This is a genomic window from Micromonospora sp. RB23 (genome assembly GCF_053585025.1).
Map to the genome: position 1 here is coordinate 3469325 of NZ_CM132111.1, position 20638 is coordinate 3489962.

A 20638-nucleotide genomic window follows, 5' to 3' on the forward strand; every position below is an offset into this window, starting at 1 on the left:
GTGCCCGATGACGCGGAAGGAGTGGGTATGACCACGGTGCTGATGGTGTTGACCTCGCACGACCAGCTCGGTGACACCGGGCGCAAGACCGGCTTCTGGCTCGAGGAGCTGGCCGCGCCGTACTACCGGTTCCGCGACGCCGGTTGGGAGGTGACCCTCGCCTCGCCCAACGGCGGGCGGCCGCCGCTGGACCCGAAGAGCAACGAGCCGGACTTCCAGACCGAGCAGACCCGCCGCTTCGAGGCGGACGCCGATGCGGCGGGTCAGCTCGACTCGACGCTTCGGCTGGACTCGGTCTCCGCCGAGGACTTCGACGCCGTTTTCTATCCGGGCGGCCACGGCCCCCTGTGGGACCTTGCCGAGGACGAGAACTCGATCCGTCTGATCGAGCGGTTCGTCGCGGCGGGCAAGCCCACGGCCCTGGTGTGCCACGCCCCGGGGGCCCTGCGGCACTGCACGACGCCCGACGGTGTGCCCCTGGTTGCCGGACGGCGGGTCACCGGGTTCACCGACAGCGAGGAGGAGTACATGGGACTGACGAAGGTCGTGCCCTTCCTCGTCGAGGACGAACTGATCGCCAAGGGTGGTGAGTTCTCCAAGGCCGGCAACTTCGAGCCGTACGTGGTGACCGACGGGCTGCTGGTCACCGGCCAGAACCCGGCCTCCTCCGGTCCGGCCGCGGAGCAGTTGATCTCGCTGGTCGGCCGGGCGTAGTCCCGCCGGCCGGGGATCCACGGCGGGTTGCGGGCTTGCCAAGATCCGCACAACATCAGGGTTTGTGCTGCTTTCCGCGCGCCGGAGGCAGCACCATCCGGGAAGTTGTGCGGATCTTGGCCCGGCCCGGCCGAGGTCGGACCGGACGTTGCGGGTCGGCGGGCGTGTGGGCGGACGGAGTGCCCAGAGCCGGCATCCGTGCGCTTTCTCGGCAACCGGCTCAGTGGAGGAAAATGCGCCGATAAATGCGCTCGCGATTATCGCCGAATGCCCTGAATGCTCCTGTCGAGGCGGCCAGAATGGGACCGAGGGAAGCCGAAAACGGGGGGACTGAACATGACGTCTGGGCGGCGATTGACGCTGTTGGCGGTAACTGTCGCGGCCGTACCGCTCGTGCTGGGCGGGTGCACCATCGGCCGGGACTCCGCGGCCGGGCCGGCCAGGGCGCACGCCGCGCCGCCGGAACTCACCGTCACGCCGGGCGACAAGACCCGCGACGTCCCGGTCAGCGCCGAGGTCGGCACGGTGGTCAAGGGTGGGCGGGTCACGGCCGTCCGGCTCACCGACGACAAGGGCGCGCAGGTCAAGGCGGAACCGCGCGAGGACGGCTCGGGTTGGGTGCCGAGCGCGCCGCTGCAACCTCGGCGTACGTACACCGCGGAGGTGACGGCGACCGGCGACTCGGGCGCGACGACCACTCGGAGCACCACGTTCACCACGATGGCCACGTCCACGAAACCGCAGGTCACGAGCACGCTCTATTTCGTCGGCAACCGGACGTACGGTACTGCGATGCCGGTAACCGTCGCGTTCGACCCGGCAATTCCGAAAGAGGCCAGGGCGGATGTGCAGCGCCGGTTGTTCGTGAAGACGAATCCGCCGCAGCCGGGCACCTGGTCGTGGCTGGACGACGGTAGTCAGGTCTATTACCGGGCGCCTGACTTCTGGCGGCCGGGGACGACGATCAGCGTCCGGGCCGGCCTTCAGGGCCTGCCGATCGGCAAGAACCTGGTGGGGGACGCCGAGCGGACCGCGACGTCGAAGATCGGCAAGCAGGTCTCGTTGGAGATCGACAACGCCACCAAGCAGATGTCGGTGCTGCGTGACGGCAAGCTGGTACGCCGTATCCCGGTCAGCCTGGGCAAGCCGAGCACGCCGAGTTCGAGCGGCAAGATGGTGATCATGGAGAAGCACGAGCGGACCACCTTCGACACCCGGGGTGAGCCGAACGGTGGCTACGTGGTTGACGTCGACGACGCCCAGCGGCTGACCTGGGGCGGCGAGTTCATCCACTCGGCGCCCTGGTCCGAGGGCGAGCAGGGCTACACCAACACCTCGCACGGCTGCGCGAACGTCTCCGCCACCGCCGCGGACTGGCTGATGGGGGTGACCCAGGTCGGTGACCTGGTCACCGTCAAGGGCACCGAGGTCGAGTTGCAGCCCGGCAACGGTTGGACGGCGTGGAACGTGAGCTGGGACGAGTTCGTCAGGGGCAGCGCGCTGCCGGTGCCTCCGGGGCTCAAGCCCGCGCCGGCCGCCCCGGCGCACCCGGGCGCGGTCGCCGGTGGCTCACCGGCCCCGGCGCCGTCGGTGAGCGGGCGCTGACACATCCTCCGGGCCGGTCCACCCACGCGGTGGACCGGTCCGCTCGCGTTCGCGGTGGCGGGACCCCCGTCGTCGGGGCCGGCCGCCGCCCGGGGGCGTGGGGTGCGGGCCAGGCCCTTCACCCCAGGGGTACGCGGGCCACGCCCGACCCGGTGAGGCTGCCCAGCCAGAGTTGGTCGCCGTGCTGTCGTACCCCGGTGATCATCCAGTAGTGCCCGGCCGGGCCGTGCAGCGTACGACGGACCGTGCCCTCGCCGTCGACAAGCGCGACCAGCCCGTAGCGGCGTGGCTGCGGCTGCAGCGCGTCGGGCAGCAGCGCGGCGAGCTGGCGCAGCCGGGGGTGCGGCAGCAGCCGTTCGGCGCTGGGCACGCGAGGGCTGGGCAGGGCGATCCAGTACGTCCCGTCGCCCACCGCGGAGAGGTTGTCCGGATACGCGGGCAGGTCGGCGAGCACCCGCACCCCACCGCCCAGCTCGACGCGGAGCAGTCGGTGGGTGGTGGTCTCCACCAGCATCAGCGCCGACTCGTCGGGCGTCAGCGCGATGCCGTTCGGGAAGTACAGCCCCTCGGCCACGACCTCGGTACGCCCACTGCCCGGGTGGTGGGCCAGCACGCGCCCGTTGGGGCGGTGTTCCAGCAGGTCCCGTTTCCAGTGCGAGACCGGAAACCGGTCCGACGAGTCGGTGAAGTAGACGGTGCCGTCGCGGGCCACCGTCGCGTTGTTCGCCAGGTGCACGGGTGGCGCCGTCCCGGTCAGCTCGCGCACCGCCCCGTCCGGCGTGACCCGCAGCAACCCGCGGTACGCGTCGCAGACGACCAGGGCCTCGGAGGACGGGTCCAGCTCGATGCCGAGCGGCCGGCCGCCGGTCTCTGCCAGGAGTCGTCCCGGGGTGCCGGCCGGCGCGTCGACCGGCCACCACCAGAGGTTGCCGTCCTCGTCACCGCTGACGACCCGGCCGGTCGGGTCGACGAGCACGTCCTCGGGCCCGACGGCGCCCTCGGGAAGGGGCAGGAGGTCGACCTGGTCGAGGCGGCGATCGGTGGCCGCCCACACACCGCGAAGCGGAGGCGGGACGGTGGCCGGTTCGCGGACGGGCCGGATCAACCGTGGCGGCCGGGGTCGGGGGAGCACCATCGCCCCATTCTCCGACGCCGATGCGGGGCGTGGCGGGTGCGGCGCGCCACCTGGCCGTTCGGCCGACCCCCGAGGCCCCTGGCCTGCACCCTCAGGCGGATGGGGGCAACCCTGGGGGATGACCCTGGACGTACCCGGAATCACTCCCCGGACGGGCGAAACTGTCGGTGGTGGGGGCTAGATTTCAGGGCATGGAAGAGCGCAGCGACCGGATCGACGTGCAGGTCAGCGTGGGTGACCAGGTGGTCCAGGTGCGGGTGGCCGGTGAGGTCGACATCGCCACCGTGGCCGCGTTCCGGTCCGCGCTGTGGTCCGTGCCGGCGCGTCCGGTCGTCCAGCTCGAGCTGTCCGGGCTCCGGTTGCTGTCCGCCGCCGGGGTGCGGGCCCTGCTGGCCGCGCATCTGCGTGTCCGGGCGCGGGGCGGCGAGCTGGTCGTGGTCGATCCGACGCCGGTGGTGGCCCGCGTGTTGCGCGCCACCGGCCTGCACCGGGTGCTGCCGATCCTCGAGCCCGCCCGTGTGGTCGAGGCAGCCCGTCGTGGGACGCCCGCCGAGCTGGTCGCGCCCGTCCGCCGTCCGCCGGCCGCGCCGGGTGACCTGGTGCTGGCGGCCTGACCCGCTAGGGCGGGCCGACACGGGGTTCGGCAGAGGTCGCCCGACGGCGACGCAGACGCACGTGGGGGCCGCCCGGCGTCGAGCCGGACGACCCCGCAACATGTCGGTCAGCGCACGCCGAGCAGGTCGACGACGAAAATCAGCGTCTCGCCCGGCTTGATGACGCCGGCGGCGCCACGGTCGCCGTAGCCCAGGTGCGGCGGGATGGTGAGACGACGCCGGCCGCCGACGCGCATCCCGGCCACACCCTGGTCCCAGCCGGCGATGACCTGACCGCCGCCGAGCGGGAACTCGAACGCCTCGCCCCGGTTCCACGACGAGTCGAACTCGCCGCCCGTGGAGTGCGACACACCGACGTAGTGGACGCTCACCAACTGGCCGGGCTCGGCCTGCGGGCCGTCGCCGACAGTGATGTCCTCGATCACGAGGTCGGCCGGCGGCGCACCCTCGATCGGACCCACCTCGGGCTTGCCCGATCGGGCGCCTGCTGCCTGGTTCATGCGGGATCTCCTGCCGTGTCGCGGTGATGTCTCCGGTCACCGTCGATCCTGCCGGATCGCCGACGACCGATGGCGGCACACCCCGAACCCCGCCCGCACGACGGTGGCGGGCGTCACCCGGAGGTGACGCCCGCCGCGAGCGTCCTCACCGCAGCCAGGGCGCCCGCCGGACGATCGGCAGCCCCGCCCAGACCTTCCCGAGGCCCCAGGTGTCGCCGGCGTTGACCAGCGCCAGGACGGCGAGCACCGCGGCGTAGATCAGGTGGTCGTCCATGAAGAGGTTGTTCTCCGGGGGCAGGACGGCGGTCCACATGAGGACCAGCAGCAGCCCGCCGGTCACGGCCGCGACCCGCATGCCGACACCGAGCAGGAGCGCGACGCCGATCCCGGCGAGGCCGACCATGAAGAGCCAGTCCGCCCAGGCGGCGCCGGCGATGTTCGTGTAGAGGTCCTTGAACGGACCGGCGACCCCGAAGGTGAGGAAGCCCTTGGTGGGGCTGCCCCCGTTGATCCAGGCGTTCTTCGACCCGGTCTCGTGGCCGAGGCCGAACAGCTTGTCGAGGAAGGCCCAGAGGAAGATCCAGCCGAGCGCCATCCGGGTGGTCGCCAGGACGTACCGGGCGGCCTTCGCTCGGGTGGTCTCGGTCGCCGCAGCGGGGGTCCCGGCGGTGGTCCGGTCGATCGTCGCGGTCATGGTGTCCACGTCCCTTCTCAGCCTCGCACCGCGCTTCCCGGTGGCACCTCCAGTGGACGCCCTCGGCCGGTGGGGCGGCAGGGCCGACCGGACCACACCGGACCGGGACCTTGGACCCGTGACGGCGGGGCCCGGTGGCACCCGGCGGGGCGTCGACTTCGCCGGAGCGCCGACGGCGGGTGAGCCGCTCGCATAGGCTCGGGAGCGCCGGCCGGCGGGGGCAGCGGGGCGGTGCGCCGTGGTCGATGCGGGGGGCACCGGTGGCAGAGGCGACGGTCACGGTGCCGCTCTGGGCCTGGGCGGCGGCCGGTGGGTTGCTCGCCGTCCTGCTGACGATCGACGTGGTGGCGCACCGGGACAACCACGTCATCGAGCTGCGCGAGGCGTTGCTCTGGAGCGCCGTCTGGATCGGCGCGGGCCTGCTCTTCGGGTTGGTCGTCTGGTGGACCCTCGGCGGCGACCCGGCCATCGCGTACTTCTCCGGCTATCTGCTGGAAAAGGCGCTCTCGGTGGACAACGTCTTCGTCTTCGCCCTGCTCTTCGGCTATTTCCGGGTGCCGGCGGGCTACCAGCACAAGGTGCTGTTCTGGGGTGTCGTCGGCGCGCTCGCCTTTCGCCTGTTGTTCGTCGTCGCCGGGGCCGAGCTGCTGGCCCGGCTCGCCTGGGCCGGGTTCGTGCTCGGCGCGTTCCTGATCTGGACCGGCTGGCGGCTGGCCGTACGGGGGGAACCGGACATCGACCCCGACCGTGTCCTCGCCGTGCGGCTGTTCCGTCGGGTCGTGCCCACCGACGCCAGCTACCACGGCGACCGCTTCACCGCCCGGGTCGGCGGGCGTCGGGTGGCGACCCTGCTGCTGGTGGCGCTGGTCGCGATCGAGGCCACCGACGTGGTCTTCGCCGTCGACTCGGTGGCGGCGATCCTCGCCATCACCACCAACACGTTCCTCGTGTGGACGGCCGTCGCGTTCGCCGTCCTCGGACTGCGCAGCCTCTACTTCTGCCTCGCGGGCCTGCTGCGGCACTTCGGTCACCTGCGGTACGGGCTGGCGCTGCTGCTCGCGTTCGCCGGGGCGAAGCTGATCCTCGCCGAGACGCCGGTGGGCAAGCTGCCGGTCTGGCTGACGCTCGCCGTGGTGGTGCTGACCCTGGCGGTCTCCATCTCGTCGAGCGTCGTGACCGCCCGTCGGGCCGCCCACGTCGAACACTGACCCCGGCGGCGGCGAGCGACCGGATCACGGCCGCGTCGGCTCGATCTGCGCCGTCACGTCGAGGTGTGCGGGTTCGCAGCCGGCCGTCGTGGCGAACCTGCGGACGGCGGTCTGGACGTGCTCGCGGACCCGCGCGGCGGGGGCGTCGCCGGTCAGGTCCACCTGGACCCACACGTCGGGTCGCGGTGGCGTGCCGGTGAGCACGACCCGGGCGCGGCGTACCCCGGCCGTCCGGACCAGGTCGCGTTCCAGGGCGCGTACGAGCACCTCGGTGGCCAGCCGGGTGCGACCGGGACGGTTGCCGACGTGGCTCAGCATGCCTTCCAGGGGCCGGTCGGGTCGGCGTACCGTCCGGTGCAGCAGGCGCTGGCCGGCGACGGCGGTCAGCAGCCCGGCCACCGCGGCGGCCAGGGTGCTCCAAGGCGTCGCCAGCCGCCACGCGTCGACCAGGCCGCCGCCGAGTAGGACCGGGTCGGGGCCGCCGCTCGACAGCGCGCCGGCGCCGATCGCCAGCGCGGTCGCCCCGCCGGCCACCAGCAGCAGCGCGACGATCGTCCACAGTAGGCGGTGTGCGGCGTCGGTCATGCCGGCCCCCGGGCGGGCACCAGCCGGATCTCGACACGGTCGACGCGCGGACGGGCGAGCCGGCGCAGCTCCTGGCGTACGGCGAACTCGACCTCGGCGCGGGCCGCGGGGTCGCCGGTGGCGTGCAGCCGGGGCCGCCACCGGTCACCGTGGCGTCGGACGCGCACCCTCGTGCGGCGTACGCCCGGCACGGTGTCCACCGCCTCGGTCAGTCGACGTTCCACGCACCGCCGGCGCAGGTGCCAGCCGTCGCGTTCGTCGACCCGCAGCCGGACCGGCGTCCACCGGCGCAGTTGAGCGGCCAGGACGACGAGGCCCAGCAGGACGGCGGCGCCGGCCGCGACCCGAACGCCCGGATCGGCCCACCGGGTGCTGGTCAGCGTCTGGTGCCAGCCGGGGCGCAGCAGCGGCGGCGTCGGGACGTCGAGCGTCACCAGCAGTGCCTGGGCCGCCAGCAGGGCGCCGCCGGCCAGCAGGGCGATGCCCAGCAGGAGCGAGGCCACCCGGTTGACGGTCGCCGTGGTGAACTCTGCCCGCCTGGGCGGGGGGCGGGGAGCGGCCTCGTCCGCGTCGGGCACCACGAGGTCCCGCACCGTGATCGTCACCGCGACGACGGTGCGGCCGGTGTCGGCGTACACCCGGTCGGCGACCGCGCGCCGGAGCGCGTCGGCGACGGCGGGCACGCTGTGGCCGTACTCGGTGACGAGGTCGAGGTCGAGGCCCACGGTCCGGTCGTCCACGCGGACGGTGACCGGGCGGACGTCGCGGATGCCCCGCACCCGGCCGGCGGCGGCGACGGCGCTCCGACCGACCTGCGCCGCCGCGCCCGTGTCGCGGCGCGCTGGTTCGGCGCCAGGCGGCGTGCCACCGGCCGGTGTGCCACGGGTGGGGGTGGGCCGGTCGGGAAGCCGGTGGTGTCGTCCCGCCCGAGCCGTGGTCGGTCGACGGCGAATGGTCGGCTCGCCGGCCGGTCGCGGGTGCCGGGGTCGGCGCGGCTGCTCTCCCGCGCGTCGGCGCGGACGCGGCCCGTCCGCGGTGGGTGCGCCGAACCGCAGCTGTCGCGACATGCTCCGACCTCCCAGCCGATCCGCCTTCGGGCGACCTCGCTGGATACACCCCGGCAGGTCGACTGGAACGCGACGGCAGTGTGATACGGGTCACAGCAGGTTGGCGAGCGCCGGCGTTGCCCAGATCCCCCTACAACGTTGCAATGGCGGGGTCCGGGGCCCACCGAGCAGGGCCCCGCCCTTGACGTCTGGCGCCGGCCGGGGCGACGATCCCAGTGACGAATATCGATGACGGGGGTCGTTGATGAGGAATCGGGTCATCCCTCTGGCCGTGGCGGCGCTCGTCGCCGTCTCGGGTGCTCTCGCCGTGGTCCTCCCGGCCTCCGCCGCCAGCGGCTGCGCGGCGCAGCTCCAGACCCGCGTCCAGTATCCGTCGATGCTGCGCGGTGACCTCACCGTGCTGAGCGTCGGTCAGCCACTCGCGGAGTGGACCCTGCGCTTCTCGCTGCGCTATCCGACCGAGCAGATCAAGAATGTCGACGGCGTGCGCTGGGAACAGGACGGCGAGCAGGTGACGATCCGCAACCTGCCCGGTGTCACTCTGCCGGCCGACCAGCCGGTCTCCTTTACGTACCTCATGACCCACGGGGTCCGGTTCGACCCGCAGACCTTCACGCTCAACGGCGTCACCTGCACGAGCGTGCTGCCCAGGCCCACGCCGACGCCCCCGTCGAGCCCGCCACCGGCCTCGCCGAGCCCCACGCCGAGCGCGTCACCCAGCCCCACCCCCGACCCGAACCGTCCGTCCGTGCGGATCACGAAGCCCGAAGACGCTGACCACTTCTTCGCGCCGGCCACCATCACGGTGGAAGCCGTCGCCACGGCCGCGCCCGGTCGACAGATCACCCGCGTCGAATTCTTCGGCCTCGGCAACGGGCCGGACACCGTCTCGCTCGGCACCGACACGACCGCGCCGTACACCGCCCAGTGGCGTGACCTGCCAGCCGGCTCCTACATCGTGTACGCCCAGGTGTACGACGACCAGGGCGCGACGCGAAGCAGCGACGAGAGCAGCTCCGTACGCGTGCTGACACCGGGCGAGGAACGGCAGGCGCCGTACCTCAGCGTGGTGCGCGACCAGCTCTGGGGCATCTCCCCGGTCATCGACGCGGCGGCGCCCCGACACCTGACGCCACTCGTGCGCACCGGCGCGGAGGCCCGTTGCGTGCAGGGGCGCGGCATCTGGGACGGCCCGGTCGACGCCACCGCCGTGTCCAAGCTCGTCGCACGCGGCGTGCAGGCGGTGTACATCCCGCTCAACGAGGCGTGCTGGCTCGGCCTGTCGTATGTCGACCCTCGCTACGGCGGCGAGCCGTACCGGCAGCAGCTCGTGGCGTACGCGCAACGGTTGACGACCGCCGGCATCACGCCCATCCTCGCGCTCGCCTGGAGCCACGGCCGCTACACCGGGCCGGGGGCGACCTGCCGGGACGAACGTGCCGTCTGCGCCAAGCCGATGCCGGACGCCGCGTACGCCGTCGACTTCTGGGAGAGCGTCGGTCGGACCATCTTCAGCGAGACGGTGGTGTTCGACCTGTTCACGGCCCCGTACCCGGATCGGGCGATCGCCGACCCGGCCCTGGCCTGGACGTGCTGGCGGGAGGGCGAGGTGGCGTGCTCCGCGCTCGGCTATCCGACGGTCGGCATGCGGCAGTTGCTGACCGCGCTCCGACGGGGCGCCCCCGGTGTGCTGCTCGCCGGTGGCCTGGACGGCGGCAACGACCTGTCCCGGTGGGCCGCGTACCGGCCGGAGGATCCGTTCCACAACGTCGCGGCGGCCTGGCGGCCGGCGACGCCCGGGAACTGCCGCCCGCCAACTCTGCCGGGGACGCCCGTCGTCGTCACGACGCCCTGCCGCTAGCCGAACGGCAGCGGCGCTCCGGCTGCCGGGCGGGCCGCGCCACCGGGACGGGTGATCGACCGCCTAGACTCGGCGCGGTTCGACCGACCGGCGGATGGATCAGGCAGATGACGAGCAGCGACGACCGCGGCTGGCTGCGGGCGTTGCCCGCCGATGGTGGACGCGACGCGCTGTTCAGCCGCGCCGGCCACCGGGTGTACGGGACGCGTCGACTCAGCGAGCTGGTGCAGGGTCGCCCACCGGGTGTCACCGGCAGCCAGTGGGGCTCGGCCAGCCGGACGGCGTTCGATCTCGTGGTCAGCGCGCCCGACACGCACCGCCCGGTCGTCGCCGTGACGATCGGGCCGGTCCCGCTCCCCGGGTCGGCCGAGCAGCGCGCGGAGCGCCTCACGGACGCCGTGAGCGCGGCCGTCGGCCTGCCCGTGCTGCGTATCGGTTCGCCGACGCTGCGGGCCGCCGAGCACGGCCGGCGCCTGATCGAGTACGTGCTCGACGCGCGCGCCTACGCGGCGGGCGGCACCGGGGACGAGCCCGCGCCGGTGGGCTTCCGCGACATCATCGGGCGGCTGCCCGACGGGCGGACCGGCCCGGTGAACGACCTCGGCGCGTTGGCGCGGGCGGCGGCCGTCGAGGCGTACGTGGCGGGGCAGCTCGCCGACCCGATCGTGCGCGGGCTGCACGTGCGCTGGACCGAGGGGCCGGCACAGGGGTGGAGCTGGGTCCAGCCGCGCCTGGACAGCTGCCTCGTCGAACGGGTGTCGATCACCGCCCGGCGCTTCTCCTGCGGGGTCGACGAGGCCCGCCTGGCCGAGGACCTCGCGACCGTCGCGATCGGTGAGCGGCTGCGCGCCGCCCGCTCGGACGACACGGGTCTGCTCGCGCGCGTGGACCTCACCGCCGAGATCGCCGCGCTGAGCCGCCGTCGCGACGAGCTGGTCGGCGGTTTCGCCTTCGACCACCTCTGCGTGGACTGACCGGCGACTTTCCGCTGCTGAAGACCGCTCGGCTCCCGATCCGTCCGGGTGCCGAGCATTTTTCTGGGTGGTGGTTGAACCTTCCCCGTCGCCGTCCCGTACTCCTGCGCGAATGAAGAGGATCTCCCCAACCGCGTCGACCGGGCGCGGACGGCGGTGCGGAAAGGGCATCGTCGGCCATCGACACGTTACCGGGTAGGTCGCGGTGGCCGCCGCCATGGCGTGCCATCTCACATCCGTCGGTCCGCCGAGGGCAGGAATCCACTACCGGATCGAGAAGGAGAGCAATTCGATGCGCAGGTCCACTCGGGCGCGCCGGTCACCCGGCATCGCGCGGAGCAAGCGTCTGTTGGCGGTTGTCGGCACGCTGGTGGTCTTCGGTGGGGTAGTCGCCGTCACCCAGATTTCGTCGGCCCAGGACCGGCGGACGAACAAGCCTCGGCCCGCCGCCGGGCAATGCGTGGAACCGAGCCCGGGCTCGACCGCGCCGAGCGGCTCCTCGACCAGCCGTACGTGGCAGAACGGTCGGTGGGTGCGTAACCACTGGGGTGACGGTCAGGAGTCGGTCGCGGAGTGCGAGGACGGAAAGGACGGCACGGTCGGCACCGGCTCGGCCATCGCCTGTCCGGACGTGCTGTCGAAGCTGCCGCAGGTGCCGGAGCGGGCGCGCGCCGAGGTCGACCGTAACCTCGCGCAGTTGCAGAGCCAGATCGCCGAGGCCGACCGCCGGCTCGCCGCCGAGGGCAACAAGGGTCAGGCGTTCATCAACAACGCGATTCTGCGGCCGTTGGCCGACAAGCGTAAGGCGGTGCTGGACCGCATCACGACCGCCATCGACCGGGTCGGGCCCCGCCCGCAGGGTCTGGCGCAACTCGCTCAGTGCCAGGTGCAGCCGACCGGCAACAACAATGGTGGCACCAACAACGGTGGGAACACCGGCGGCGGTACCAACAACGGCGGGAACACCGGCGGCGGTACCAACAACGGTGGGAACACCGGCGGCAACAACAACGGTGGGAACAACGGCGGCAACGCTCCCGGCGCGGGCCTCGGCGTCCTGGCCAACAACTGTGACGAGAGCAGGTTGGAGCCGCACAACGGTTTCCAGCTCGGCAACCGCTGTGTCAGCACCGAGTTCGGTGAGGTCGGCGCCGCCGCCAACAACCCGTCGCTGCTGATCACCCAGTTCCCGCAGCAGGTCGGCCGCAATCAGCCCTTCACCCTGCGGGTCAGCACCAAGAATCTGGTGCGGGACCGCTTCCTGGCGGCCGGCCAGGGTGGTTACTACGTGGAGAGTTCGCTGCTCAACGCCCAGGGCCTGGTCCGGGGTCACTTCCACACCGCCTGCCGGATGCTGGACAGCCTGACCACGCCGCCCGAGCCGCAGGAGGTGCCGGCGTTCTTCGTCGCCACCGAGGACGGCCGCGGTGGCGCCCAGCCGGACGAGGTGACCATCCAGATCCCGGGTCTGCCGGAGTCGGGAACCGCGCAGTGCTCGGTCTGGGCCGGTGACGGCTCGCACCGTCTGCCCATGATGGAGCGGGCGAACCAGACCCCCGCGTTCGACTCGATCCGCGTCACCGTCAACTGACCGGTCGATCGGCGGCCGGCCACCCGGGCGGACAGCACCCGGGTGGCCGGCCGCGCACACAGCGACGGGGTCCCACCGAAGCGGTGGGACCCCGTCGCTGTGTGCGCGTGTCAGCGGTTCTTGTACGCCTCGACGACCTCGACCGGGATCCGGCCCCGCTCGGAAATCTTGTAGCCGTTCTTCACGGCCCATTCCCGGATCGCCCGGTTTTGTTCGCGGTCCATTCCGGCGCCGGTGGGTCGCCCCGGCCGCCGAACTGCCCGCTGGTTCTCCGCCGGGCCCCGACCGATCCGCCGACCCGCATTGATGTATGGGTCCAGCGCCTTGCGCAGGACACCCGCATTCTCGTCCGAGACGTCGATGGTGTAGGCGACGCCGTCGAGACTGAACTCGACCGTCCGATCGGCCTTCCCGCCGTCGAGGTCGTCGGTCAGCACCGTGATTACTTTTCTCGCCATTGCCGATTACTCCCTGTGTGTGGCGGGATGTGTCCAAAGTCTGACCTATAACAGGGGGAATCCGCAACAATATGCGTCCCATTCATTTCGGCGCGTCGCGATTGAGTGCGGCACAAACAGCGAACGGGCCGGAATCGCAGGTCCCGTGCGGTGTCAATCGCTGAGCAGACCGGCGTGGCCGGCTACTGCCGCCGCCTCCGCCCGGTTCGAGACCCGCAACTTGCGCAGCAGAGAGGCGGTCATTCGTTTCACCGTCCGTTCCGAGACGTGCAGTTCCTCGGCGATGTCGACGGTGCTGCGCCCGGTCGCGATCGCCCGCAGCAGGCGGCGTTCCTCGGCATCGAGGTCGACGGACGCCGCCCGGGCGGGTCCGAGCAGGGCGCGCAGCAGTTCCGCCGGTAGAACCGCCCAGCCGTCGAGGATGGCCAGCAGCGGCGGTAGCAGCTCCTCCGGTTCGCTGGTCTTCGGCAGGAACCCCTCCGCGCCCGCCCGTAGCGCCTCCAGGGCGGGCGCCGGGTCGGTCGAGCCGGACATGGCGACCACCCGTACGCGAGGCGTGGTCCGCCGGATGGCGGCCACCGCCCGGACGCCGCCAGGAGGCGGCATGTGCAGGTCGACGAGCGCGAGGTCGGGATGGCAACGACTGACCATGCCGGCCGCCGCCGCGGCGTCCCCGGTCGAGCCGACCACCTCGGCACGTCCGTCGGTCGTCACCGGAAGCAGCAGCTCCAGGCCACGGACGAACAGGGGGTGATCGTCCACGACGGCGAGTCTGAGGTTGGGGGCGTCCGACATGTCTGGGCCGTTCCCCAGCGGGTACCGATCATGCGGGTACGCACCGATCGGGGGGAGTCGGATGGATGCGCGCACGCCAGGGGTGGCAGGGCTTGTTGCGAGGATTGCGCCGCACCCGACCCGGCTCGGACCTCCCGGCGTCCCCGGCTGTCGACGCGGGCCTGCTGCTGCGGGTGTTGTGCCACGAGTTCCGTACCCCGGTCAGCGCCCTGACCTCGTTGACCCGGGCGCTGGCCGATGACCGCCGGCCGCTGACCGGCGCGGACCGGCGGGCGGTCAGCGCGCTGGCCCGTGACCAGGCCGTGCACCTGCAGGGGCTGCTGCGCGACGCGACGGCCGGCGCCGGCGTGCTGACGCCGGCGGCCCAACCGGAGTCGACCGTGCCCCTGGCGGGCCTCCTGCGCGAGGCCGCCGCGCTCGTGCCGGCGGACCGGCGCCGGGTCCGCGCCACCCGTCGGGCAGCCTCCTGGCCGGTGCCGGCCGGTCGCACCCGGCAGGTGCTGGTGAACCTCGTGGAGAACGCGCTGCGGCACGGGCCGGCCACCGGGCACGTCGGTCTGTATGCCGCGCTGCGCGGCCCCGGCCTGAGCATCGTGGTCACCGACGAGGGACGGGTGGACGAGGGGCTGCTGGTGGCGTTGCGCCGTCCAGCCCCCGTGGTCGGGATGTCCGGGCTCGGACTGTGGATCGTACGGCGACTGGTGGCGGCCGACGGGGGAGCGCTGCGGGCGCACCGTTTGCGCCCGCGGGGCGTGGCGCTGGAGGTGCTGCTGCCGGCGGTCCGCCCGCTGCGCTGACCCGCGCGGGACACCGTTGGCCCGGCCGGGTCAGGGGGATGGGAATCGTCCTTGGTGCCAGCATCCCGGTACCGAGGAGGTCGCATGTTCAGCCACGTGAAGGACCTGCAGTTCGAGGCGAAGCCGGACGCTCCGGACGCCGCGTTCGCCCGCCGTCTGCAGGAGGTGCTGGGCGGCAAGTGGGGCGAGATGACGGTCGCCAACCAGTACCTGTTCCAGGGCTGGAACTGCCGGTTGCCCGGCAAGTACAAGGACCTGCTGCTCGACGTCGGCACCGAGGAGGTCGGCCACGTCGAGATGATCGTCACGATGATCAGCCGGTTGCTGGACAACGCGCCGCTGGCGCTGTCGGAGGCCATCGCGGACAACCCCGGGGGCGGGGCGGTCTACGCCGGGTCGAACCCGGCGCACTTCATCCACGGCGGGGGCGGGGCGCTGCCCGTCGACGCCAGCGGGGTGCCCTGGAACGGCGCGTACGTCACCGCCAGCGGCAACCTCCTGGCCGACTTCCAGCTCAACGTCACCGCCGAGGCGCAGGGTCGCTTGCAGGTCGCCCGGCTGTTCAACATGACCGACGATCCCGGGGTCAAGCAGATGCTGCGCTTCCTGCTGGCCCGCGACACCATGCACCAGAACATGTGGCTGGCGGCCGTCGAGCAGCTCAAGGAGGACGGCCTGGAGGACATGCCGGTGCCGGACGCCTTCCCCGACTCGGAGGAGTTCACCGACGAGTTCGGCTACACCTACCTGGGCTTCTCCTCGGGCACCGACGCCGCGCAGGGGCGGTGGGCGTCCGGACCCGCGCCGGACGGCAAGGGCGAGTTCCGGTACGACGACAACCCGCGCGCGAACGCCCCGGAGCCGGTGCTGCCGCCCGGCGACCCGCGGCTCTACGGCACCAACCCGGGCCTGGCCGGCGGTGTCGTGAACACCGTCAAGAGCAAGCTCACCTGAGATTGTCCCGTCGGGCCGCCCGTACCGCACGGGCGGCCCGACGGGACCGCCCACCGGAGAAGACGAGGAGAAGCGCATGTCTGTTGTCGCGCCCGCCCGCGAGTCCGCGGTGGTCCCGCTGTCGCGTACCCGGGTGAAGTTGGTCGTCTGCACGGTGCTGACCGCGCTGGCCGTGGGGGTCGGGTTGCCCGCCCGGGTGGTCCTCGCGCTGGCGCTGACCAGCCTGGCCATCCCCGTCGCCGTGGCGCTGGCCGGGGGTGGTCGGGCGGTCCGGGAGCTGCTGCTGCCGGTCCGCCACCGGACGCCGGACAGTGGTCTGGGTCACACGCCGGAACAAGGGGAACGCTTTGTTACTTGAGTGAGACACGCTCAACTCAACGCGATAGCAGGTGTTCGATGGCAACTCTTCCGGTACTTCCCCTGACCGACGCCGTGCTCCTACCCGGCATGGTCATCCCGGTGACCCTCGACCCGACCACCCAGGCCGCCATCGACGCGGCGCGGGCAACCGGCGACCGCAAGCTGCTGGCCGTCCCGCGTATCGACGGCGAGTACGGCCCGGTCGGCGTCGTCGCCACCATCGAGAAGGTCGGCCGGCTCCCCGACGGTGAGCCCGCCGCCGTCGTGCGCGGCCTGTCCCGCGCGCGCATCGGCTCCGGCGTGCCCGGTCCCGGCGCCGCGCTCTGGGTCGAGGCGACCGAACTCGACGAACCCGCTCCCGCCGGCCGCGCCCGGGAACTCGCCCGCGAGTACCGCGCCCTGGTCACCTCCGTGCTCCAGCAGCGCGGGGCCTGGCAGGTCATCGACGCCGTGGAGCGGATGACCGACCTCTCCGAGCTGGCCGACTCGGCCGGCTACGCGCCCTGGTTGACGCTGGACCAGAAGACCGAACTGCTGGCCGCGCCGGACGTCACCGCCCGGCTGGAACTGCTGGTCGGCTGGGTGAAGGACTACCTGGCCGAGCAGGAGGTCACCGAACAGATCAACAGCGACGTCCGCGAGGGCCTGGAGAAGTCGCAGCGGGAGTTCCTACTGCGCCAGCAACTCGCCGCGATCCGCAAGGAACTCGGCGAGGAGGAGCCGGACGGCTCGGCCGACTACCGCTCCCGCCTGGAGAGCGCCGAACTGCCGGACAAGGTCCGCGAGGCGGCCCTGCGCGAGGTCGGCAAGCTCGAACGGGCCAGTGACGCCTCCCCGGAGGCGGGCTGGATCCGTACCTGGCTGGACACCGTGCTCGAGATGCCGTGGAGCACGCGTACCCAGGACAACACCGACCTGACCGCGGCCCGTGCGGTGCTCGACGCCGACCACGCCGGTCTGTCCGACGTGAAGGACCGCATCCTGGAGTACCTGGCCGTGCGCAACCGGCGGGCCGAGCGCAACCTCGGCGTGGTCGGCGGACGCGGCTCCGGCGCGGTCCTCGCCCTCGCCGGCCCTCCCGGGGTGGGCAAGACCAGCCTCGGCGAGTCCGTGGCGCGGGCGCTCGGGCGCAACTTCGTCCGGGTGTCGCTCGGCGGCGTCCGCGACGAGGCGGAGATCCGCGGTCACCGGCGCACCTATGTGGGCGCGCTGCCCGGCCGGATCGTCCGCGCGCTGCGCGAGGCCGGCTCGATGAACCCGGTCGTGCTCCTCGACGAGGTGGACAAGCTGGCCGCCGGCTACGCCGGTGACCCGGCCGCCGCCCTGCTGGAGGTGCTCGACCCGGCCCAGAACCACACCTTCCGGGACCACTACCTGGAGGTCGACCTGGACCTGTCCGACGTGCTCTTCCTCGCCACCGCCAACGTGGTGGAGTCCATCCCCGGTCCGCTGCTGGACCGGATGGAGCTGGTCATGCTGGACGGGTACACCGAGGACGAGAAGGTCTCCATCGCCCGCGACCACCTGCTGCCCCGGCAGCGGGAGCGGGCCGGGCTCACCGCCGACGAGGTGACCGTCGCCGACGAGGCGCTCGCGTTGATCGCGGGGGAGTACACCCGCGAGGCCGGTGTCCGGCAGCTCGAACGGGCCCTGGCCAAGATCCTGCGCAAGGTGACGGTGACGCTGGCGACCGACCCGTCGCCGGTACGCGTCGACACCGACAACCTCAGCGGCTATCTGGGGCGGCCGAAGTTCACCCCGGAGTCGGCCGAGCGTACGGCGGTTCCCGGTGTCGCCACCGGGCTCGCGGTGACCGGCGCCGGCGGCGACGTCCTCTTCATCGAGGCGACGAGCATGGAGGGCGAGCCAGGGCTGACCCTGACCGGCCAGCTCGGCGACGTGATGAAGGAGTCGGCGCACATCGCGCTGTCGTACCTGCGCTCCAACGGGCGTCGGCTCGGCATCGACCCGAACGCCCTGGCCGGACGGCGGATCCACGTCCACTTCCCGGCGGGCGCGGTGCCCAAGGACGGTCCGAGCGCCGGCATCACCATGGTCACGGCCCTGGCGTCGCTGGTCACCGGGCGGCCGGTCCGTCCCGAGTTCGGGATGACCGGTGAGGTGACGCTCTCCGGTCGGGTGCTGCCCATCGGTGGGGTGAAGCAGAAGCTGCTCGCCGCCCACCGGGCCGGCCTCACCGAGGTCATCATCCCGGCGCGCAACGAGCCGGACCTGGACGACCTGCCGACCGAGGTGCGCGAGGCGCTGACCGTGCACACCCTGGCCGACGTGGCCGACGTGCTCGCCCTGGCGCTGCGCCCGGCCGACGTCGAGGCGCTGGACGGACCGGCCCTCTTCGTCTCCTGACCCACCGGCCCGATGACCCCCGCCGTCCCCGTGACGGCGGGGGTCATCGATGTCCGTACTGTCTCGCGGTGACGCTCCTCAGCACCTCCGCCGCGAGGCGGTTCCCCCGGAGGTAACCCCGTGAACCTGCCGCTCTGGGTCATCCAGATCCTGCTCGCCGCCGTCTTCGCCGGCGCCGGCCTGGCCAAGCTGACCCAACCCAAGGACAAGCTGCGCGACATGATGCGGTGGGTCGACCCGGTCCCGCCGTCGCAGGTCAAGGCCCTCGGCGCGGTGGAGGTGGCGGCCGCCCTCGGGCTCGTCCTGCCCCCGCTCACCGGCATCGCCACCGTGCTCACGCCGCTCGCGGCCGTCGGGCTCGTCATCGTCATGACCGGCGGCATCCTCGTGCACCTGCGCGACAGGAAGAAGCGCGACACGGCCGCCGAGCGTCAGCGGGAGATCCAGGGCGCGATCACCTGCGCGGTGCTGCTCGTCCTCGCCGCCGTGGTGGCGTGGGGGCGCTTCGGCCCGTACGCCTTCTGAGGCCCCCGGTCGGTTCTTCAGGGGCCGGTCGGCGACCGCCGTGCCCGGCGGTCGCCGACGGCCCGGCTCAGCGCTCGTCGCGGCCGCGGTCGCGGCGCACGGTGGCCTTGCGGCCCTTGATCGTGCTCTGGCGCAGTCCGGAGATCACCTCGTCGGCGACGCCCTGCGGCACCTCGACCAGGGAGAACCGGTCGGCGATCTCGATCGAGCCGATGTCCCGACCCCGGATGCCCGTCTCGCCGGTGATGGCGCCGACCAGGTCCTGGGGGCGTACGCCCGCGCGCCGGCCCAGGCCGACGAAGACCTGGACGGTGTTGCCGCCGGCCGAGCGGGGCCGGCCCCCGCCGCGTCGGTCGCCGCCCCGGCCGCCGGACTCTCCTCGACCCTCGCGGGGAGCCCGGACCGGGACCTGCGGGATCTCCTCCTCGTCGGAGCCCGGCGACGTCACCTCGTGGGCCAGCTTCACGGCGGCGAGCGCGACCTCCATGAGGTCGAACTCGTCGGTCAGGGTCTCCACGATCACCCGGTACGGGTCGAGGTCGTCCTCCAGCAGGCTCTCCCGCAGCGCCGCCTGGGTCAGCTCCAGCCGGCGGGTACGCATGTCCGCCACGGTGGGGATCTTGTCGATGGCGATCCGCTGGCCGGTCACCCGCTCGATGGTCTTGAGCATCCGGTGTTCGCGCGGCTCGGCGAGGGTGATCGCCACGCCCTCGCGGCCGGCCCGACCCACCCGACCGATGCGGTGCACGTACGACTCCGGCGCCGACGGCACGTCGTAGTTGACGACGTGGGTGAGCTGTTCGACGTCCAGCCCACGGGCCGCCACATCGGTCGCGACCAGCAGATCCGCCGTGCCGGCGCGCAGCCGGCCCATCACCCGGTCCCGCTGCTCCTGGCTCATCCCGCCGTGCAGTGCCTCGGAGCGGTAGCCCCGGCCGTTCATCGTCTCGGTGAGCCGGTCCACCTCCTCGCGGCTGCGGCAGAACACGATCGCCGCCGTGGGGGACTCCACGTCCAGGACCCGGCCCAGCGCGGCCGGCTTGTGCGCGCGGGTCACGATGTACGCGCTCTGCCGGACCCGGGGCGTCTCGCCCGCGACCGGCTGTTCCCGGCCGATCTCGATCCGGACCGGCTCGGTCAGGTGCTGGCGGGCCATCCCGTCGATCCTCGACGGCATGGTGGCCGAGAAGAGCACCGTCTGACGCTCGGCGGGCGCGTGCTCCAGGATCGCCTCGATGTCCTCGGCGAAGCCCATGTCGAGCATCTCGTCGGCCTCGTCGAGCACCACGGTGGCCAGGCCGCCCAGGCGCAGGGTGCCCCGGGCGATGTGGTCCAGGGCCCGCCCCGGGGTGGCCACCACCACGTCGACGCCGCTGTCGAGCGCCCGCAACTGCCGACCGATCGGCTGCCCGCCGTAGATCGGCAGCACCCGTGCGCCCAGGTCCTTGCCGTAGCGGTGGAACGCCTCGGACACCTGCACCGCCAGCTCCCGGGTCGGCACCAGCACCAGCGCCACCGGGTCCCCGCCGTCGCGGTGGGCCGGCATCCGGTGCAGCAGCGGCAGCGCGAACGCCGCCGTCTTGCCGGTGCCGGTTGCCGCCTGACCCAGCAGATCCCGACCGTCGATCAGCGGTGGGATGGCCTCGGCCTGGATGGGGGTCGGCTCCTCATAGCCGAGGGCGGACAGCGCGCCCAGCAGTTCGGCGCGCAGCCCCAGGTCCGTGAACGCGGTCACGTCGGGGTCGCTGGCGGTCGGTGCGTCGTGCTGTGCAGGTGCGGAACTCATGTGCCAAGCCTTTCATCACCCCGTCGGGGCCGCTGCGCCGACCGGCAC

20 protein-coding genes are annotated in these 20638 nt (G+C 72.7%); 12 read left to right on the plus strand and 8 right to left on the minus strand.

Annotated elements, in window-relative coordinates; translation table 11 throughout:
• Positions 1–27: 27 nt before the first annotated feature.
• Positions 28–714 (plus strand): type 1 glutamine amidotransferase domain-containing protein, encoded by a 687-nt coding sequence (locus ACTFTM_RS15980; RefSeq protein WP_449561275.1) that lies wholly within the window; start codon positions 28–30, stop codon positions 712–714.
• 336 nt (positions 715–1050) lie between these two features.
• Entirely contained in the window at positions 1051–2319 is a 1269-nt protein-coding gene (locus tag ACTFTM_RS15985; RefSeq protein WP_449561276.1) for an Ig-like domain-containing protein, read from the plus strand.
• Between the two features lie 118 nt (positions 2320–2437).
• Here the strand turns inward: ACTFTM_RS15985 and ACTFTM_RS15990 are convergent, their stop codons facing one another.
• Entirely contained in the window at positions 2438–3454 is a 1017-nt protein-coding gene (locus ACTFTM_RS15990; RefSeq protein ID WP_449561277.1) for an SMP-30/gluconolactonase/LRE family protein, read from the minus strand.
• A gap of 191 nt (positions 3455–3645) precedes the next feature.
• Here ACTFTM_RS15990 and ACTFTM_RS15995 point away from each other — a divergent pair, with 191 nt between their 5' ends.
• A complete protein-coding gene (locus ACTFTM_RS15995) occupies positions 3646–4068 on the plus strand; it encodes an STAS domain-containing protein (protein ID WP_449561278.1) in 423 nt (140 codons plus the stop codon).
• 107 nt (positions 4069–4175) lie between these two features.
• Here ACTFTM_RS15995 and ACTFTM_RS16000 read toward each other — a convergent pair whose 3' ends face one another.
• Positions 4176–4568 (minus strand): FKBP-type peptidyl-prolyl cis-trans isomerase, encoded by a 393-nt coding sequence (locus ACTFTM_RS16000; protein ID WP_130400969.1) that lies wholly within the window; start codon positions 4566–4568, stop codon positions 4176–4178.
• A 145-nt stretch (positions 4569–4713) separates the two neighbouring features.
• Positions 4714–5262 (minus strand): hypothetical protein, encoded by a 549-nt coding sequence (locus tag ACTFTM_RS16005; protein WP_449561279.1) that lies wholly within the window; start codon positions 5260–5262, stop codon positions 4714–4716.
• Positions 5263–5507: 245 nt separating this feature from the next.
• Between ACTFTM_RS16005 and ACTFTM_RS16010 the strand changes: the two genes are divergently transcribed.
• Positions 5508–6470: a TerC/Alx family metal homeostasis membrane protein gene (locus tag ACTFTM_RS16010; protein ID WP_449561280.1), complete on the plus strand. Its 963-nt coding sequence runs from the start codon at positions 5508–5510 to the stop codon at positions 6468–6470.
• 24 nt (positions 6471–6494) lie between these two features.
• On the opposite strand, the gene ACTFTM_RS16015 is transcribed toward ACTFTM_RS16010, so the two are convergent.
• Positions 6495–7055 carry a hypothetical protein gene (locus tag ACTFTM_RS16015; protein WP_449561281.1) on the minus strand — a complete coding sequence of 187 codons (561 nt, stop codon included), beginning with the start codon at positions 7053–7055 and terminating at the stop codon, positions 6495–6497.
• Positions 7052–8122, minus strand: a complete 1071-nt coding sequence (locus ACTFTM_RS16020) for an Asp23/Gls24 family envelope stress response protein (protein ID WP_449561282.1) — start codon at positions 8120–8122, stop codon at positions 7052–7054. Before ACTFTM_RS16020 ends, ACTFTM_RS16015 begins: the two co-directional genes overlap by 4 nt.
• Before the next feature lie 244 nt (positions 8123–8366).
• On the opposite strand from ACTFTM_RS16020, the gene ACTFTM_RS16025 reads away from it, so the two are divergent.
• The 3 genes from ACTFTM_RS16025 to ACTFTM_RS16035 all read left to right on the plus strand — a co-directional run bounded on the left by ACTFTM_RS16025 (position 8367) and on the right by ACTFTM_RS16035 (position 12548).
• Positions 8367–9983, plus strand: a complete 1617-nt coding sequence (locus tag ACTFTM_RS16025; protein WP_449561283.1) for an Ig-like domain-containing protein — start codon at positions 8367–8369, stop codon at positions 9981–9983.
• A gap of 107 nt (positions 9984–10090) precedes the next feature.
• On the plus strand, positions 10091–10957 hold the full coding sequence (locus ACTFTM_RS16030; protein WP_449561284.1) for a hypothetical protein: 867 nt from the start codon (positions 10091–10093) through the stop codon (positions 10955–10957).
• A 292-nt stretch (positions 10958–11249) separates the two neighbouring features.
• Positions 11250–12548: a hypothetical protein gene (locus ACTFTM_RS16035; protein ID WP_449561285.1), complete on the plus strand. Its 1299-nt coding sequence runs from the start codon at positions 11250–11252 to the stop codon at positions 12546–12548.
• 110 nt (positions 12549–12658) lie between these two features.
• Here the strand turns inward: ACTFTM_RS16035 and ACTFTM_RS16040 are convergent, their stop codons facing one another.
• Together ACTFTM_RS16040 and ACTFTM_RS16045 are read right to left on the minus strand one after the other, a co-directional pair.
• Entirely contained in the window at positions 12659–13006 is a 348-nt protein-coding gene (locus ACTFTM_RS16040) for a histone-like nucleoid-structuring protein Lsr2 (RefSeq protein WP_449561286.1), read from the minus strand.
• Positions 13007–13159: 153 nt separating this feature from the next.
• Positions 13160–13768 carry a response regulator gene (locus tag ACTFTM_RS16045; RefSeq protein WP_449561287.1) on the minus strand — a complete coding sequence of 203 codons (609 nt, stop codon included), beginning with the start codon at positions 13766–13768 and terminating at the stop codon, positions 13160–13162.
• 98 nt (positions 13769–13866) lie between these two features.
• Here ACTFTM_RS16045 and ACTFTM_RS16050 point away from each other — a divergent pair, with 98 nt between their 5' ends.
• The 5 genes from ACTFTM_RS16050 to ACTFTM_RS16070 all read left to right on the plus strand — a co-directional run bounded on the left by ACTFTM_RS16050 (position 13867) and on the right by ACTFTM_RS16070 (position 18804).
• Positions 13867–14598, plus strand: coding sequence for a sensor histidine kinase (locus ACTFTM_RS16050; protein WP_449561288.1), 732 nt, complete (start codon positions 13867–13869; stop codon positions 14596–14598).
• A gap of 84 nt (positions 14599–14682) precedes the next feature.
• Positions 14683–15552 carry a manganese catalase gene (locus tag ACTFTM_RS16055; RefSeq protein WP_449561289.1) on the plus strand — a complete coding sequence of 290 codons (870 nt, stop codon included), beginning with the start codon at positions 14683–14685 and terminating at the stop codon, positions 15550–15552.
• Between the two features lie 76 nt (positions 15553–15628).
• Positions 15629–15910, plus strand: coding sequence for a hypothetical protein (locus ACTFTM_RS16060; RefSeq protein ID WP_449561290.1), 282 nt, complete (start codon positions 15629–15631; stop codon positions 15908–15910).
• Between the two features lie 38 nt (positions 15911–15948).
• Positions 15949–18279, plus strand: a complete 2331-nt coding sequence (lon, locus tag ACTFTM_RS16065) for an endopeptidase La (RefSeq protein ID WP_449561291.1) — start codon at positions 15949–15951, stop codon at positions 18277–18279.
• A 120-nt stretch (positions 18280–18399) separates the two neighbouring features.
• A complete protein-coding gene (locus ACTFTM_RS16070; RefSeq protein ID WP_449561292.1) occupies positions 18400–18804 on the plus strand; it encodes a DoxX family protein in 405 nt (134 codons plus the stop codon).
• A 67-nt stretch (positions 18805–18871) separates the two neighbouring features.
• Here the strand turns inward: ACTFTM_RS16070 and ACTFTM_RS16075 are convergent, their stop codons facing one another.
• The gene (locus ACTFTM_RS16075) at positions 18872–20590 is read right to left on the minus strand and encodes a DEAD/DEAH box helicase (protein ID WP_449561293.1); all 1719 of its coding nucleotides are present in this window, start codon (positions 20588–20590) and stop codon (positions 18872–18874) included.
• Positions 20591–20638: the final 48 nt, after the last annotated feature.